Annotated in this window: 16 protein-coding genes; 9 read left to right on the top strand and 7 right to left on the bottom strand. The window is 40.4% G+C overall.

All coding sequences use genetic code 11. The annotated features are described in order from the left end of the window. Positions 1-125 precede the first annotated feature (125 nt). Positions 126-464: a preprotein translocase subunit SecG gene (secG, locus tag ABMQ40_RS13250; RefSeq protein WP_370900375.1), complete on the top strand. Its 339-nt coding sequence runs from the start codon at positions 126-128 to the stop codon at positions 462-464. 55 nt (positions 465-519) lie between these two features. Here the strand turns inward: secG and ABMQ40_RS13245 are convergent, their stop codons facing one another. Together ABMQ40_RS13245 and recR are read right to left on the bottom strand one after the other, a co-directional pair. Continuing rightward, on the bottom strand, positions 520-1362 hold the full coding sequence (locus tag ABMQ40_RS13245) for a glycosyltransferase family 2 protein (protein ID WP_370900373.1): 843 nt from the start codon (positions 1360-1362) through the stop codon (positions 520-522). A gap of 1 nt (position 1363) precedes the next feature. After that, on the bottom strand, positions 1364-1975 hold the full coding sequence (gene recR, locus ABMQ40_RS13240; RefSeq protein ID WP_370900367.1) for a recombination mediator RecR: 612 nt from the start codon (positions 1973-1975) through the stop codon (positions 1364-1366). A gap of 121 nt (positions 1976-2096) precedes the next feature. Here recR and ABMQ40_RS13235 point away from each other — a divergent pair, with 121 nt between their 5' ends. The 5 genes from ABMQ40_RS13235 (at position 2097) to ABMQ40_RS13215 (ending at position 7627) form a co-directional block, all read left to right on the top strand. Beyond that, positions 2097-2702 carry an LURP-one-related/scramblase family protein gene (locus tag ABMQ40_RS13235; RefSeq protein WP_370900365.1) on the top strand — a complete coding sequence of 202 codons (606 nt, stop codon included), beginning with the start codon at positions 2097-2099 and terminating at the stop codon, positions 2700-2702. Between the two features lie 16 nt (positions 2703-2718). After that, positions 2719-3210: a hypothetical protein gene (locus ABMQ40_RS13230; RefSeq protein ID WP_370900363.1), complete on the top strand. Its 492-nt coding sequence runs from the start codon at positions 2719-2721 to the stop codon at positions 3208-3210. Positions 3211-3338: 128 nt separating this feature from the next. Further along, positions 3339-4781, top strand: coding sequence for an aminoacyl-histidine dipeptidase (locus tag ABMQ40_RS13225; RefSeq protein ID WP_370900361.1), 1443 nt, complete (start codon positions 3339-3341; stop codon positions 4779-4781). 66 nt (positions 4782-4847) lie between these two features. After that, entirely contained in the window at positions 4848-5429 is a 582-nt protein-coding gene (locus ABMQ40_RS13220; protein WP_370900359.1) for an LOG family protein, read from the top strand. Positions 5430-5461: 32 nt separating this feature from the next. After that, positions 5462-7627 (top strand): prolyl oligopeptidase family serine peptidase, encoded by a 2166-nt coding sequence (locus ABMQ40_RS13215; protein ID WP_370900357.1) that lies wholly within the window; start codon positions 5462-5464, stop codon positions 7625-7627. A 63-nt stretch (positions 7628-7690) separates the two neighbouring features. Here the strand turns inward: ABMQ40_RS13215 and ABMQ40_RS13210 are convergent, their stop codons facing one another. Together ABMQ40_RS13210 and ABMQ40_RS13205 are read right to left on the bottom strand one after the other, a co-directional pair. Further along, positions 7691-8020: a 2Fe-2S iron-sulfur cluster-binding family protein gene (locus ABMQ40_RS13210; protein ID WP_370900355.1), complete on the bottom strand. Its 330-nt coding sequence runs from the start codon at positions 8018-8020 to the stop codon at positions 7691-7693. A 12-nt stretch (positions 8021-8032) separates the two neighbouring features. Beyond that, complete coding sequence (locus tag ABMQ40_RS13205; protein ID WP_370900353.1) at positions 8033-9088, bottom strand: NAD(P)/FAD-dependent oxidoreductase; 1056 nt, start codon at positions 9086-9088, stop codon at positions 8033-8035. A gap of 156 nt (positions 9089-9244) precedes the next feature. Between ABMQ40_RS13205 and ABMQ40_RS13200 the strand changes: the two genes are divergently transcribed. Further along, the gene (locus ABMQ40_RS13200) at positions 9245-10015 is read left to right on the top strand and encodes a DUF3108 domain-containing protein (RefSeq protein WP_370900351.1); all 771 of its coding nucleotides are present in this window, start codon (positions 9245-9247) and stop codon (positions 10013-10015) included. Positions 10016-10071: 56 nt separating this feature from the next. Here the strand turns inward: ABMQ40_RS13200 and ABMQ40_RS13195 are convergent, their stop codons facing one another. Beyond that, complete coding sequence (locus ABMQ40_RS13195; RefSeq protein ID WP_370900349.1) at positions 10072-11082, bottom strand: phenylalanine--tRNA ligase subunit alpha; 1011 nt, start codon at positions 11080-11082, stop codon at positions 10072-10074. A gap of 120 nt (positions 11083-11202) precedes the next feature. Then, positions 11203-11862 (bottom strand): YceI family protein, encoded by a 660-nt coding sequence (locus tag ABMQ40_RS13190; protein WP_370900347.1) that lies wholly within the window; start codon positions 11860-11862, stop codon positions 11203-11205. Positions 11863-11941: 79 nt separating this feature from the next. Here ABMQ40_RS13190 and ABMQ40_RS13185 point away from each other — a divergent pair, with 79 nt between their 5' ends. Further along, on the top strand, positions 11942-12880 hold the full coding sequence (locus ABMQ40_RS13185) for a sulfate/molybdate ABC transporter ATP-binding protein (RefSeq protein ID WP_370900371.1): 939 nt from the start codon (positions 11942-11944) through the stop codon (positions 12878-12880). 280 nt (positions 12881-13160) lie between these two features. Here ABMQ40_RS13185 and ABMQ40_RS13180 read toward each other — a convergent pair whose 3' ends face one another. Next, positions 13161-13505, bottom strand: a complete 345-nt coding sequence (locus ABMQ40_RS13180) for a zinc ribbon domain-containing protein YjdM (protein ID WP_370900345.1) — start codon at positions 13503-13505, stop codon at positions 13161-13163. 141 nt (positions 13506-13646) lie between these two features. Here ABMQ40_RS13180 and ABMQ40_RS13175 point away from each other — a divergent pair, with 141 nt between their 5' ends. Continuing rightward, positions 13647-14852, top strand: a complete 1206-nt coding sequence (locus tag ABMQ40_RS13175) for an RsmB/NOP family class I SAM-dependent RNA methyltransferase (protein ID WP_370900343.1) — start codon at positions 13647-13649, stop codon at positions 14850-14852. The last annotated feature ends 36 nt before the right edge of the window (positions 14853-14888 follow it).

Here is a 14888-nt window from a genome sequence, read left to right as displayed (position 1 = left end):
TTTTTGTAAAATATAAAAAAGGCTATCTTACTTTTGAGACAGCCTCTTTTTATTTTTGCTTCAATCTTTTTTTGTCATTCGGTAAAAAAAGATTAAATTTGCCCATTCAAAAGATATCAGAATTAATGGATACTATATTTACACTATTGATGGTTCTTATTATGATCGCCAGCGTATTACTGGTAATCATCATTATGGCTCAAAATCCAAAAGGAGGAGGTCTTTCCAGCACTTTCGGAGGTACATCATCTGCACAATTTGGGGTACAGAGAACCAATGATTTCATGGAAAAGGCAACCTGGACTTTAGGCGGAACGATCATCGTACTTATCCTTTTAAGCGTGGTATTGACCGGTAAGCCTACACAGACGCTACCTCAGCAACAACCGGCCAAGAAAGAAGCACCGGCACAATCTGCACCTGCTTCCCAGTCTGCACCGGCACAGGCCCCTGCAACAAAATAGAATAGATAACAGATCATATAAAACCAAAAAGCAACTCAAAATTGAGTTGCTTTTATTATTTTTTCAGTCTTATCCTTTCAATATGGTGGCGAAGCTTCAGCCCTGCCTTTAAAAACGAATATTGCAACGGCTTTGTCTTTTTATAATATTTATCGATAAAAATATGCATCGCCCCGTAAAACCGGTCAAGATAAACCTCATCCTTAATGGTACTTTCTCCTTTATGATGAAGAATTGAGGCTTCACCGTAATAATAGTTTCTGTAGCCGTTTCTCAACAGGGTATAGCACAGGTCTATATCCTCGCCATACATGAAATAGGTTTCATCCAGGCCGCCTACCTTATCATAAACCTCTTTTTTAATAAGGAGAAAAGCGCCGGTCACCACCTCTACTTCAGCATTTTCATTTTCATCAATATCATTCCTGTAATATGATTTTGAATTGTTTTTTCTGAAATTGGTAAATAATTTTTCAAAAGAATTGAACATATCAGGAACCGAGCGCTTACTTTCCGGTAAAAAATTACCCCTGGCATCGTGCATTCTCACTCCGAGGCATCCAAAATTGGCCTTTGAGCCGGCAAAACTTAAAATATCCCTGAGATAAAACCCTTCCAATTCCGTGTCGGGATTCAAAATCAGGAGATATTCTCCGCTGGCAGTTCTTATAGCTTTATTATTAGCCTTGGAAAAGCCCTCATTGCTCCCCGAAGCTATAAAATGAAAGTGAGGAAATTCAGACATCAAGCTTTTCCATGAAGGATCCGTGGAAGCATTATCAATAACGATCACCTCATACTCTAAGCCAGCAACATACCGTTGAATGGATAAAAGACATCTTCTAAGCAGTTCGGTAACGTTATAATTGACAATGATGATTGACAGCCTGATATCCATTCTAATCCCTTTCGTTATATGGCAACCTGTTGATAATGGATCTTCCCAAAGAGATCTCATCTGCATATTCGAGCTCATCCCCTACTGAAATCCCTCTTGCGATACTGGAAAAGCTTACATTGAATTCTTTAAATTTCTTATAGATATAATACGCTGTAGTATCTCCTTCCATGGTCGCGCTTAAGGCAAAAATAAACTCCTTCACCCTTCCTTCATTCAGCTTCCGCTCAATGCTGGGGATATTGAGCTGGCCCGGCCCTACTCCTTCCATCGGGGAAATTTTTCCGCCCAAAATAAGATATTTTCCTGTGTATTTACCCGTATTTTCAATAGCTATCACATCACGGACGTCTTCAACAATGCATACCAGCTCATCATTCCTTTTGGAATTGCTGCATATCTCACAGATATCAAAATCAGAGAAGTTGTGGCATTCTTTACAGTATTTTATTTCATTGACGAGACTGATCAGTGAATTCCCAAGACTCATCGCCCGGGAATTAGGTTGTTTCAATAAATGCAATGCCAGACGCAAAGCTGTCTTCCTTCCAATTCCGGGTAATCCGGAAATCTCATCCACCGCCTTTGCCAAAACTTTACTAGGGTAATCCATAATTACAAAAATAAGACAAAAAATAATTTATTCATGAAGTCTTAATTTTTTAAATCCTTTATTTTCTGAAAAAACATTTATCTTTGAAAATTAAAATATTAACTGGAAAAAATAAACTAGAATGGTACTTAACAATCTAAATTATCCATTAGATTTCAAATTTAAAATTACAACCTTATCCAGCGATTTCAACATTACGGACAGAAATGGCAATTACGTGGCCTATGTTCGTCAGAAAATGTTCAAATTAAAAGAAGATGTCATCGTTTTTAATGATGAAAGCAAATCAAAGGAGCTGTTCAGAATCCAGGCCAACAAGTGGATTGATTTCAATGCTTCATATTCACTAAATGACCTGATCAACAATAAAAACTTCGGAAGACTGACCAGGAAAGGCATGCGTTCTTTCTGGAAAGCCACTTACAATATTTTAGACTCGAATGACCAGCCAAAATTCATCATTACCGAAGATAACGGATGGGTAAAATTCTTCGACGGAATGGTGGGAGAGCTTCCTATCATCGGAATGTTCACAGGATACTTCCTGAACCCTTCCTACACGGTAAAGGGAATGGATGGAAAAGAATATTTTAAACTGAAAAAAATGCCTTCGTTCTTCGGAAGAAGATTTCAGCTTGACAGATTAATTGATATTGACGACGAAGACGAAAGCCTGGTTGTTCTGTCATTACTGATGATGGTACTTCTCGAAAGAGCGAGGGGATAAAAATAAATTCACGACAATGAAATATCTGATCATTTTCTTCTCAGCGTTCTTGCTGACCGCCTGTAAAAAAGATAAAGAAGCTGCTCAAAGCCCTGCTGCGGCAGATTCCCTGAAGATTACGAAAGACACTGTAAAAGCTAAAGTCCTTTCAGAAAAAATTCTGATTGAAACATTCCCTTTCCCAAAAGAAATCAAAGAATGCTCATGCTATTTTGCCCAAAATAAGGCTGATTTTGAGGCTGAGAAATATATCTATGCAGATGATGCCGGAAAAACCGCCTACATGAAACTGGACGGCAAAAGACAGGTCATGAATCTTATATCCTCAAGCGATATGGAAGTGGATGAAGAGCTGAGCAAGGAAATCGAAAGCGACGGTTATAAGATCTCTGTAAAAGGTAAAAAAATAAAAGGAGAAGAAGCCTTATTGTTTGAAGGTACAATGACTATAGAAAAGCCGGACGGCACTTCCATAACAACCCGTATTTACGGAGAATGCGGCTGTTAAAATGACAAAATGGGAAAAAATAACGGCGAAGGCCGACCTTCTTAATTTTCCAATTTACCGTATAAAAAGACTGCTCCTGTAATTCCGGGAGCATTTTTATTTTGTAATTTTGGGAAAAATAAAATTTCATGGAATTATTTAATATAGAACCGCAAATCATCTGGAAAAATTTCTCCAGACTGAATGCAGTTCCCAGACCATCGAAAAAAGAAGGAAAAGTAATCGCCTTCATCAAGGAATTCGGAGAAAATCTGGGCCTGGAAACCACAGTAGATGAAGTGGGTAATGTTATCATTAAAAAACCGGCCACTCCCGGAATGGAGAACCGCAAATCGGTGATCCTGCAATCACATCTCGATATGGTTTGCCAGAAGAACAATGATATCAATTTTGATTTTGACAATGAAGGGATCAAAATGGAGATTGACGGAGACTGGGTAAAGGCAAAAGGAACAACTTTAGGAGCTGACAACGGGCTGGGAGTAGCTACAATCATGTCAATTCTCGAAAGTTCGGATATTCCGCATCCGGCTTTGGAAGCCCTTTTCACTATAGATGAAGAAACAGGTATGACCGGAGCACTGGGTTTAAAGCCAGGGGCATTGACCGGCGATATCCTGCTGAACCTTGATACGGAAGAAGATGACGAAATCGATATAGGCTGTGCAGGAGGAATTGACGTTACCATCACCCAGAACTACGGATTGGAAGCCTCAAAAGGCCAGATCATAAGAATAGAGGTAAAAGGTCTTCAGGGGGGCCATTCGGGAATGGATATCCACAAAGGTTTGGGGAACTCAAATGTTATCCTCGGAAGATTGCTTTATTCGGGTCTTGAAAAAGAAAATATTCAGCTGATCTCTATTGATGGGGGCGGACTGCGAAATGCCATTCCGAGAGAGGCGATCGCTCTGGTATCGGTAAGAAATGCACACGAATTTATTGAAGAAGCTACAAGACTTAAAAAAGAGATCCTGGAAGAGTTTGCCAGCCTTGAGCCAAGCCTTCAGATTAACATCGAAAACTCTACGACCTCTGAAAAGGCGGTATCCGAAGAGGATACCAAAAAGATCATCCTGGTTTTGAAATCCCTTTATAATGGAGTTTACAGAATGAGCCCGGATGTAAAAGATCTTGTGGAAACCTCAAATAATGTAGCAAGGGTAGAGCTAAAAGCCGGGGAATTAAAGATCCTGAACCTCTCCCGTTCATCGGTGGAGTCTACAAAGTATGCCGTAGCGGAACAATTAAGATCTGTTGCTGAGCTGGCAGGCATGAATGTAGAGTTCAGCGGCTCTTATCCGGGATGGAAGCCGAAACCAGGATCAGAAATCGTTCAGCTGATGGAGAAGATCTATACGGAGAAATTCAATGAAAAGCCTCATGTCGTAGCCTGTCACGCAGGTCTTGAATGCGGAATTATCGGGGCCAATTATCCTGAAATGGAAATGGTGAGCTTCGGCCCGACGATCAGAGGAGCGCACTCTCCGGATGAAAAGGCCAATATCCCGTCTACGCAGAAATTCTGGGGTTACCTCAAAGACATATTGAAAAACATTCCACAAAAATAAATCACAAAAAACTCAATATCCAAAATCACAATGATTTTGGATATTTAATTTTAAAAACGATCAATTATGAAAAGTGTAGCAGTATTCTGCGGCTCCAGTTCCGGTTCGGATAACATTTTCACGGAACAGGCGGTTGCGCTCGGGCAAACTTTAGCAAGACAGGAAATTCAGTTAATTTATGGTGGTGCCGATGTTGGCCTGATGGGAGCTATCGCAGATGCCACACTGGATACCGGAGGAAAAGTGACAGGAGTGCTTCCCCGCTTCTTACGGTCCAAGGAAATAGCCCATAAAAAGCTTACAGAACTTATTTTGGTAGAAACCATGCATGAAAGAAAGATGAAAATGGATGAGCTTTGTGACGGGGTCATAGTGCTTCCCGGCGGTTATGGTACTCTGGAGGAATTTTTTGAGATGATTACCTGGGCTCAGCTTGGTCTTCATAAAAAACCTGTCGCCGTTCTGAATATCAACGGATTCTATGATGATCTGATCAGGTTGGTCCAGACCATGGTTGACAAAGGATTTCTAAAAAAGGCCAATCAGGACATACTTTTAATAAGCAGCAGTATAGATGATCTTCTTCAAAAGATGAAAAATTATCAGCCTCCGCTTGTAGGAAAATGGATTTCCAAAGAAGAAGTTTAATACCTTTGCAATACGTCACAAATATATGATTTATGAAAAATACATTTATACAATACGGCCTTGTATTCGCCGCTCTCCTCTCCGGCCAGTGGGTTCCGGCGCAGTATAACTACCCGGAAACTCCTGAAAAGGCCGTTATGGATGACTACTTCGGAACGAAGATCACTGATAATTACCGTTGGCTTGAAGATCTTAAGAATCCTGAAGTACAGGCGTGGTTCAAGGCCCAGTCTGATTTCAGCCATGATGTCATCAATAAGATCCCCCATCGTGAAGATCTTTTCAAGCGTATGAAGCAGGTACAGGAAATGGTTGGAGATACCTATGGTGATGCCATACAAAGAGGCAACCTGTATTTTTATAAAAAAACAAAAAAAGAAGAGAAGCTTTCCAAACTTTACTCCAGGAACATGGATTCGGGAAAGGAAACACTGATCTTTGATCCGGAAACATATAAGAAAGGAACGCAGCTCACCAATTTTACGGTTGATCAAAAAGGGCAAAAAGCAGCTCTTTTATTTTCCAAAGCAGGAGGAGAGATCTGTGAGCTCAGAATTCTGGACCTCACAACAAAGAAACTGCTTGATGATGTCATCAGCCCTCTTTGGAGCGAATTCAATTTTGAATTCACACCGGACAGCCAGGCTATCATTTACACAAAAATGAGTACAGCGGATCCGGACAGTGACCAGCTGCTCAAAGAGATGAAGGCAATGCTTCATCAGATCGGCACACCTGCGGATAAAGATCACATATTAGCCTCCAGGGAACAGTATCCCGAGCTGGGTATACTGACCGAACAGTTTCCGGAAGTGTATTTATCTGACGACTACCGATACATATTTTTAGGTATAGGATCCGTAAAGTCAGAAAGACCCGTATTTTATGCTCCGCTCAGCGCTATCCATGATAAAAAAATCAAATGGAAGCAGATCGTAAAACCGTCGGATGATATCACCCAGGTTATTATCCATGGTGACAAGCTTTTTTTCCTTACTCATAAGGGTGCACCGAACTATAAAATAGGAGTGACGGATGTATTAAATCCTGATTTTGAAAATGCAAAAATTGTAGTTCCTGAAAGCAATGACGTCATCACCGCTATTCACAGTTCCAAAAATTACCTGTTCTATTCGCTGAGTAACGGCATTACCCAGGATAAATACCAGATTGATGCCGGAACATTGGACATTAAAAAAGTGCCTTTGCCTGCTGGTGTCAACACCTCTAGCCCTCTGAACCCTCATGAAAACGATAATCTTCAATGCTATAACAACAATTGGCTCAGCCCGAATACAATTTACGATTACAATCCGGCAAACGGCGCTGTAACCAAAAATAAATATTTTAACACCGCTAAGGGCTATCCGGACTATGAAAAGCTGTATGATGTAAAGGAAATCGAAATAAAAAGCCATGACGGCACAATGGTCCCTCTATCCATCATTCATCCTAAGAACATCAGAATGGATGGCAGTACACCCGCCTATATTACAGGATACGGAGGCTATGGTATATCCTATACTCCCCGTTTTTCCAACAGGCTGTCTGTATTGCTTGAACAAGGTGTAGTAATTGCCATTGCCCATGTAAGAGGCGGCGGGGAAAAGGGTGAAAATTGGCACAAGGCAGGAATGAAATCTACAAAACCAAATACCTGGAAAGATTTCATAGCCTGTGCGGAATATCTGGTCGCCCAAAAATATACCTCCCCATCAAAACTTATTGGAAATGGGGTAAGTATGGGTGGAGTTCTTATAGGAAGAGCCATTACCGAACGGCCGGACCTGTTTGCAGTTGCAATCGCTGAAGTAGGAATGACCAACGCCTTACGTTCAGAGATCACGGCCAACGGACCTAATCAGATCCCGGAAATCGGAACACTGCAAAATAAAGAGGACGTCAGGTATCTGATAGAAATGGATGCCCAGAGCAAAGTAAAAAAAGGGGTAAAATATCCGGCGGTAATTGTACGTACCGGGATGAATGATTCAAGAATTGTCCCTTGGGAACCGGCCAAATTTGCTGCGGTATTACAAAATGATTCCGCATCAGGGAAACCGGTTTTGCTGTATGTAAATTATGAAAACGGGCATTTTACCAGCGACCTTGATGTTGTTTTCCGGGAGTACGCCGATATCTACGCTTTTGCCTTATGGCAGGCAGGTCATCCGAAATTTCAGCCTGTGAAAAACTGATAAATATAAAAAATAAACCGCCCGAAATCTTCCGGGCGGCTTGTATTTTCAATTGACTTGTTTTTAAGGATAGGGAGCAATTTCCACTTCAAGCCCTTCCATATATGTTGCAATATGCAGCTGGCATCCCAGTCTGCTGTTTTCCTTCACATGAAAAGCTTCCGCCAGCATGGCATCCTCTTCGCCTCCCATGGGTTCAAGGCCCGGATCATTGATTACGTATACCTGACACGAAGCACACATTGCCATTCCACCGCAAACTCCAATAGTTCCTTCTTCCGCCAATTCATAGGAACGGATGATCTCCATCAGGTTCATAGACATATCCGTAGGAGCTACAATATCATGAACCACACCTTCTCTGTCGGTGATTTTAATATTTATATCTGACATAATTCTGCAAAATTAGTCAATTTTTTTCACAACCGCCTTTTCCGCTTCCTTACGGCTTCCGTCGAAACCGTCTACCCCACTCACTGTTGTATACTTCAATACATATTTCTTACCCGGATTCAATCTGTTGTAAACACTCTGACACATCAATGTCGCTTCATGGAACCCGCATAAAATCAGCTTCAGTTTTCCCGGATAAGTATTGATATCCCCGATAGCATATACCCCTTCAATATTAGTCTGGTAATCCAGGGCATTATTTACGACAATGGCATTTTTCTCAATATTCAATCCCCAGTTTCCGATATCTCCCAGTTTTGGAGTCAATCCGAATAAAGGGATAAAATAATCCGTGGCAATATCATAAGCTTCCTGTCCTTCAACTTCCACCGTGATGGCCTCTACTTTCCCGTCACCTTTGATGGCCGTCACCTCAGCAGGTGTGATCAGCCTGATTTTCCCTTGATTTTTCAGATCCTGAACTTTTTCCACAGAGTCCAGAGCTCCTCTGAATTCATTTCTTCTGTGGATCAAAGTAACCTCACTGGCTACATTGGCAAGGAAAATACTCCAATCGAGCGCTGAATCTCCTCCACCTGCAATAACCACTCTTTTATTTCTGAAGTGTTCCGGCTCTTTTACAAAATATTCAAGGCCCTTTTCCTCATAATCAGCAATATTCTCAATGGCTGGCTTTCTCGGCTCAAAAGTTCCCAAGCCTCCCGCAATGGCTACGGCTTTGGCTCTGTGAACGGTTCCTTTGTTGGTAATTACTTCAAACCATTCGTCGTCAATCTTATTTAAAGTAACCGCTGTTTCCCCCAAAGTAAAGCCCGGTTGAAACTGCTTGATCTGTTCCATTAAATTATCGATCAATTCTCCGGCGTTCACCGAAGGATAACCGGGAATATCGAAAATAGGCTTCTTGGGATAAAGTTCGGCTAACTGCCCTCCTGGCTGCGGAAGCGCATCTATGATATGACACTTCATTTTTAACAATCCTGCTTCAAACACTGCGAAAAGTCCAGTAGGTCCTGCCCCTATGATCAATATATCGGTAGTTATCATAATAAGAAGATAATTTAATTATATGTGTAGCCGCAAATTTACTAATTTTAAAGCGAAGCTGATTTAATTGAGTCTAAATAAAAAACTGAGATTTGTCAAATAAAGATAAAAATATGGGCATTCTTATTTTGGCAATGTTTTTGTAAATGTCTTATCATGAAGAAAATACTATTTTTTTTAGCCACCTTCTCATTTTGTCTGGGCTTTGCCCAAATAGACAATATTGCAGATGGTGAATCTTTAACTTACAGGATCCATTACGGAATCTTAAACGCAGGAACAGCTAATCTTACCACAAAAAAAACAACGTACAGGGGCATTCCTCATCTTTATGCCAAAGGCGTCGGCAGAACTACCGGGGCAGTAAAGGCCTTTTTTAAAGTGGAGGATCTATATGAAAGCTTTATTAATATTGATACCCAGCTACCGAGTTTCTACGTCAGGAATGTCCGGGAAGGAGGGTATCGCCAGCATTATGAGACTGTCTTCAATCATGATGACCAGACGCTGATTCTGACTGATAAAAAAAATCCCGCTAACGGCTCGAAGGTTATAAAATCTGTAAAAGGTGTTCAGGATATGCTTTCCTGTTTTTATTATTTAAGGAGTAAAAGCCCCGCTGAGCTCAAAGTAGGAACTGTAATCAATATGAATGTGTGGATTGATGATGAAATGTTCCCTTTCCAGCTCAAAGTAATCGGAACAGAAAATCTGAAAACAAAATTCGGTACTATAAACTGCCTGAAGATTATCCCATCTGTAAAAAGCGGAAGGGTCTTTAAAGAAAAGGAAGGAGTTACCATGTGGGTCTCCAATGATGCCAACCATATTCCGATGCTGCTGAAAGCGGAACTGGCTGTTGGCTCTTTAAAAGCAAGTATCGATGATTATAAAAATGTGAAATATCCTTTGAAATTCACAAATTAATCATATATAACCATTTTTATCTTTACACAAAACCTCCGGGATTCCGGAGGTTTTGCTTATAATGTTTTAAATTGCTGTAAAGTTCTTATATCATTTTCAAAGAACATCCTGATATCGCTCATCTGGTAGAGAAGCATCACAATTCTTTCAATCCCCATTCCGAACGCATAGCCCGAATATTTTTCAGAGTCTATGTTTACATTTTTCAAAACGGCAGGATCTACCATTCCGCATCCCATGATCTCCAGCCAGCCCGTACCTTTCGTAATCCTGTAATCCGTCTCGGAATTTAATCCCCAATATACATCGATCTCTGCACTGGGCTCTGTAAACGGAAAGTAAGAAGGCCTCATTCTTATTTTAGATTTACCGAAAAGTTCTGTTGTAAAGAACTGGATGGTCTGCTTCAGATCCGCAAAGCTTACATTTTCATCGATATATAATCCTTCAATCTGATGGAAAATACAGTGTGAGCGTGAAGAAACCGCCTCATTCCTGAAAACTCTTCCGGGGGATAAAATCCTGATCGGCGGTTGGTTTTGCTCCATATAACGGATCTGCACAGAGGAAGTATGGGTTCTTAAAAGGATGTCCGGGTTCTGCTCAATGAAGAAGGTATCCTGCATATCTCTTGCCGGATGGTATTCCGGAAGGTTAAGCGCTGTGAAATTGTGCCAGTCATCTTCAATTTCCGGCCCGTCAGCTACCGCAAAACCGATAGATTTAAAAATCTCAATGATCCTGTTTTTCACAAGGCTGATAGGATGTCTTGATCCCAGCTCCAATGGGAAAGCAGGCCTGGTAAGATCTTCTTTTTCCGCTACCATAGAAGATGCTGAAGCATTTTTTAAATTCTCCAGTTTTATATTCACAGCCTGCTTCAAAGAATTGATCTTCTGTCCGAATTCTTTTTTCTGGTCATTGGGAACCTCTTTGAATTTTTCAAAAAAATCATTCAGAATCCCTTTTTTACCATTATACTTGATCCGGAAATTTTCAATCTCCTCCTTTGATGTGGCGTTGAAACTGTTTACTTCAACCAGTAATTCATCAATCTTTTCTATCATTGTTTTACCCTTTCAAAATGTTTTGCAAAAATACGTTTTTTCAATTGAATAATTATCATAAAAAATCTGCCTCTTTTTGGGAGGCAGACTTCAATCACTTATTTCACTTAAATAAAAAAATTATTTCTTTTCTAAAGCTTTAACGTTGATCTGAAGTGTTACCTCATTTTTAATGACTCCGTTTTCAACAGGAGCCTGAAACTTCACTCCAAATTCTTCTCTGTCAATATCCTTTGGCTCAGTGGCAATGCTTACTTCTCCTTCTTTTACGGAAACATTAGCTTTGAACTGAACAGGTTTTGTGATCCCTTTGATCGTCAGATTGCCATCTAAAAGCGTATTGTAATCTCCTTCTGAAACAGGGGTAACTTTCGTGATCTCGTAGGAGGCGGTCGGAAATTTCTCCACTTCAAAGAAATCACCGCTTTTCAGATGACCGTTCAGTTTCCCTAACTGATCCGCGTCATCTTTCAGATCAACGGAGGTCAGAGAATTCATGTCGGCAACAAACTTTCCGCTTTCCAGCTTTCCGTCTTTTACCGTAACGTCACCGCTTTCAAACCTGATAGTTCCGAAATGACTCGTATTTTCAGTTTTAAAAATCTTATATCCCTTCCACTCCACTTTACTGTTTAAGGTATCTACGGTATATTGATTACCTTCTTTAGTTGTTGTCACTTCATTGCCTTCGCTTGCAAGAGGCTTCTCTTTTTTGCAGGAAATAACTGCCGCAGCGGCAAAAAAAGCAGGAATAACTAATGTAAACAGTTTTTTTCTCATTTTTGTTTCTGAATTGATTACAAGCGCTAATATAATAAAAAATTTAATTCTTTCCTAAAAACATTACATTTGTAATATGATGCTATTAGAGATAAACAACTTATATTTTTCATATTCAGAGGAAAAACCACTGTTTCAGAATCTTAACCTGAAGTTTGAAGAAGGCCGGATCATTGCCCTGGCTGGAGAAAGCGGATGTGGGAAATCCACATTGTTAAGCCTGATCTATGGACTGCTGGACTGGCAAAGCGGGGAGATTATTTTTAACGGGACAAAGCTTTTGGGCCCTAAAGGAAATCTTGTACCCGGGGAGGCTGAAATGAAATTTGTAGCCCAGAATTTTGACCTTATGCCTTATGCTACCGTGGCGGAAAATGTTGGGAAATTTATTTCGAATATCAATTTGGACAGAAAAAAAGAAACTGTTACAGAGCTCCTGCAAGTGGTAGGTCTGGAGGAATATGCCAATGTCCTGCCCAGATATCTCAGCGGTGGACAGCAGCAAAGGGTTGCCATTGCAAGGGCTCTTTCTGTTTTACCTAAGCTTTTAATTTTAGATGAGCCGTTCAGCAATCTGGATTTCTCCAGGAAAATAGAGCTGCGTGAAAGGCTTTTCAGATATGTGAAACAACATCACATCTCACTGATCATTTCTACCCATGAGCTTCAGGATATCATGCCATGGCTGGATCAGATCATCATTCTTCAGAACGGAAGGCTGATCCAGAACGACAGCCCGGAGGAAACCTACAAGCATCCCTATAATCCTTATGTAGCCAAGCTGTTCGGAGAAGTGAATATTTTTGACAGGCATGAGGCTGATGATTTCCGGATTCCTAAATTCGCCTATTATCCTCACGAAATCAAAATCAGTGATAAGGGTATAGAAGCCGAAGTTTTGGAAAGCCGGTTTGCGGGGAATCATTACTGGAATAAAGTCAGGGCAAAAAACAAGGAGATTGTGGTTTATACAGATCACAGACTGGAAAACCCGGTTACAATTTCATTTGAAGTGTAATATCCACAGCAGTAAAAATTCATCTCTCTGTAATTGTTAGTTTGTGGATAAAAAGTTTCTGAAAACAATTCCTTTTTGAAACTTTTTCTTACATTTGTACTTCACAGCATAAGGAAATTTTTGGTTAATTCTCTTTCTGCCTCTGAGACGAACATTAGCATTTTGCAATCAAGTCTTTTGAAAGATTACACTGTCCAATTTTTTCCTTTTTTTTATGCTGATTCGCCAGCCATATTATAGCAGAAGCGGTCAGCAGATCCCCGAATCCGTACTGTAAATGTTATGCTTTCTTTACAAATTCTGATTTTAAAGCCATGGAACCAAACCCGTCTATCTTACAGTCTATATTATGGTCACTGTCAAAATTGAGGCGGATATTCTTCACTTTTGTTCCCGCCTTCACCGGTTTTGGAGCTCCTTTTACGGGAAGATCCTTGATCACGACAACGGAATCTCCATCCTGCAGCTCATTACCATTAGAGTCCAGTATTTTTCCGGCATTGGACGCATCAGCAGCTATCTCTTCCGGATCCCATTCATAGAAGCATTGGGAACAGACCATCATATTCTCGTCCGGATAGGTAAATTCGGAATCACACTTAGGACAATGTACAGTATCGCTCATATTTTAATTTTTGCAAAGGTAATTTTTTAATACGGAAGATTAAAGCTTTATGAATTTAATTGCATCCGGAGGCTATCCGGAAAAATCGGCAATTCTCAACTATAATTCGTACTTTTGCAGATTCAAAACAGCAGAAGATTTATGGAACTTATTCACAGAAACTTATTAATCGGTATTCACGATGCTTTACAGGAAACGTTTTTTGAAAAAAACAAATATGCTGATAAGGTAATCGAAAGGCTTTTAAAAGCCAACAAAAAATGGGGAAGCCAGGACAGAGCCGTTGTTTCTGAGATCTTCTACAATATCATCCGCTGGAAAAAACGCCTTGAATACTATATGGGTGAAGGTGTGAAACCGGGGAATATCTATAAACTGATCCTCGCTTATCTTCTTTGGAGTGAAACCAAATTTAAAAAGTTTGATGAATTCGACGGCATAAAAACCGCAGATATCATTACCAAACTGAAAAAGAATACGGTTCCCACAAAAGCCATAGAATTTTCCATCCCCGAATGGCTTGCCGAAACTCTGGAAAAAGAACTAGGATCCGGCTGGGAAAAAGAAATGAAGGCTCTGAATGAACAGGCTCCTACCGTTTTAAGAGCCAATTCTCTTAAAACATCAGCCAAAGAGCTTGTTTCAGATCTTTCAGATGAAAATATTGTTTCCCATCCTATAAGCCATTACCCGGATGCCGTACAACTGGAGGAAAAGAAAAATGTCTTCCTTACCACGGCTTTCAAGGATGGTTTATTTGAAGTGCAGGATGCCTCATCCCAAAAAATAGGATATTTTCTTGATGTGAAAGAAGGGCAGAGAGTTGTAGATGCCTGTGCCGGTGCGGGAGGTAAAACCCTTCATCTGGCTGCACTGATGAAAAATAAAGGCCAGATCATCGCCCTGGACATTTTCGATTGGAAATTGGCAGAATTGAAACGCCGCGCCAAAAGAGCCGGGGCCCATAATATTGAAACACGTTTAATTACCGACAATAAAGTTATCAAACGTCTTTATGACAAAGCTGACAGGCTTCTGATCGATGCCCCATGCTCAGGACTGGGAGTTTTGAAAAGAAATCCGGACAGCAAGTGGAAAATAGACCAGGAATTTATAGACAGGATCAAAAAAGAGCAGCAACAGATTCTTCAGGATTATTCAAGAATGCTAAAGAAGGGCGGAAAAATGGTTTATGCCACCTGCTCTATCCTTCCATCCGAAAACAATGAACAGGTGGAAGAGTTCCTGAAAAATAATCCCGGCTTTAAAATGATCAAAGAGGAGAAAATAATGCCCAGCGAAGGCTACGACGGCTTTTATATGGCCCTGATCGAAAGAGTTTCCTGATTATCCTAATTATCCGGAACATAAAAAATTGATAAA

The organism is Chryseobacterium gossypii (assembly GCF_041361455.1).
GTDB lineage: Bacteria > Bacteroidota > Bacteroidia > Flavobacteriales > Weeksellaceae > Chryseobacterium > Chryseobacterium gossypii.
This window is presented reverse-complemented; position numbering and strand designations above follow the sequence as displayed.

Bases quoted from the DNA above. Each gene is read 5' to 3' on its own strand.
- secG (WP_370900375.1), top strand. From the start codon at position 126: ATGGATACTATATTTACACTATTGATGGTTCTTATTATGATCGCCAGC.
- ABMQ40_RS13245 (WP_370900373.1), bottom strand. From the start codon at position 1,362: ATGGATATCAGGCTGTCAATCATCATTGTCAATTATAACGTTACCGAA.
- recR (WP_370900367.1), bottom strand. From the start codon at position 1,975: ATGGATTACCCTAGTAAAGTTTTGGCAAAGGCGGTGGATGAGATTTCC.
- ABMQ40_RS13235 (WP_370900365.1), top strand. From the start codon at position 2,097: ATGGTACTTAACAATCTAAATTATCCATTAGATTTCAAATTTAAAATT.
- ABMQ40_RS13230 (WP_370900363.1), top strand. From the start codon at position 2,719: ATGAAATATCTGATCATTTTCTTCTCAGCGTTCTTGCTGACCGCCTGT.
- ABMQ40_RS13225 (WP_370900361.1), top strand. From the start codon at position 3,339: ATGGAATTATTTAATATAGAACCGCAAATCATCTGGAAAAATTTCTCC.
- ABMQ40_RS13220 (WP_370900359.1), top strand. From the start codon at position 4,848: ATGAAAAGTGTAGCAGTATTCTGCGGCTCCAGTTCCGGTTCGGATAAC.
- ABMQ40_RS13215 (WP_370900357.1), top strand. From the start codon at position 5,462: ATGAAAAATACATTTATACAATACGGCCTTGTATTCGCCGCTCTCCTC.
- ABMQ40_RS13210 (WP_370900355.1), bottom strand. From the start codon at position 8,020: ATGTCAGATATAAATATTAAAATCACCGACAGAGAAGGTGTGGTTCAT.
- ABMQ40_RS13205 (WP_370900353.1), bottom strand. From the start codon at position 9,088: ATGATAACTACCGATATATTGATCATAGGGGCAGGACCTACTGGACTT.
- ABMQ40_RS13200 (WP_370900351.1), top strand. From the start codon at position 9,245: ATGAAGAAAATACTATTTTTTTTAGCCACCTTCTCATTTTGTCTGGGC.
- ABMQ40_RS13195 (WP_370900349.1), bottom strand. From the start codon at position 11,082: ATGATAGAAAAGATTGATGAATTACTGGTTGAAGTAAACAGTTTCAAC.
- ABMQ40_RS13190 (WP_370900347.1), bottom strand. From the start codon at position 11,862: ATGAGAAAAAAACTGTTTACATTAGTTATTCCTGCTTTTTTTGCCGCT.
- ABMQ40_RS13185 (WP_370900371.1), top strand. From the start codon at position 11,942: ATGCTATTAGAGATAAACAACTTATATTTTTCATATTCAGAGGAAAAA.
- ABMQ40_RS13180 (WP_370900345.1), bottom strand. From the start codon at position 13,505: ATGAGCGATACTGTACATTGTCCTAAGTGTGATTCCGAATTTACCTAT.
- ABMQ40_RS13175 (WP_370900343.1), top strand. From the start codon at position 13,647: ATGGAACTTATTCACAGAAACTTATTAATCGGTATTCACGATGCTTTA.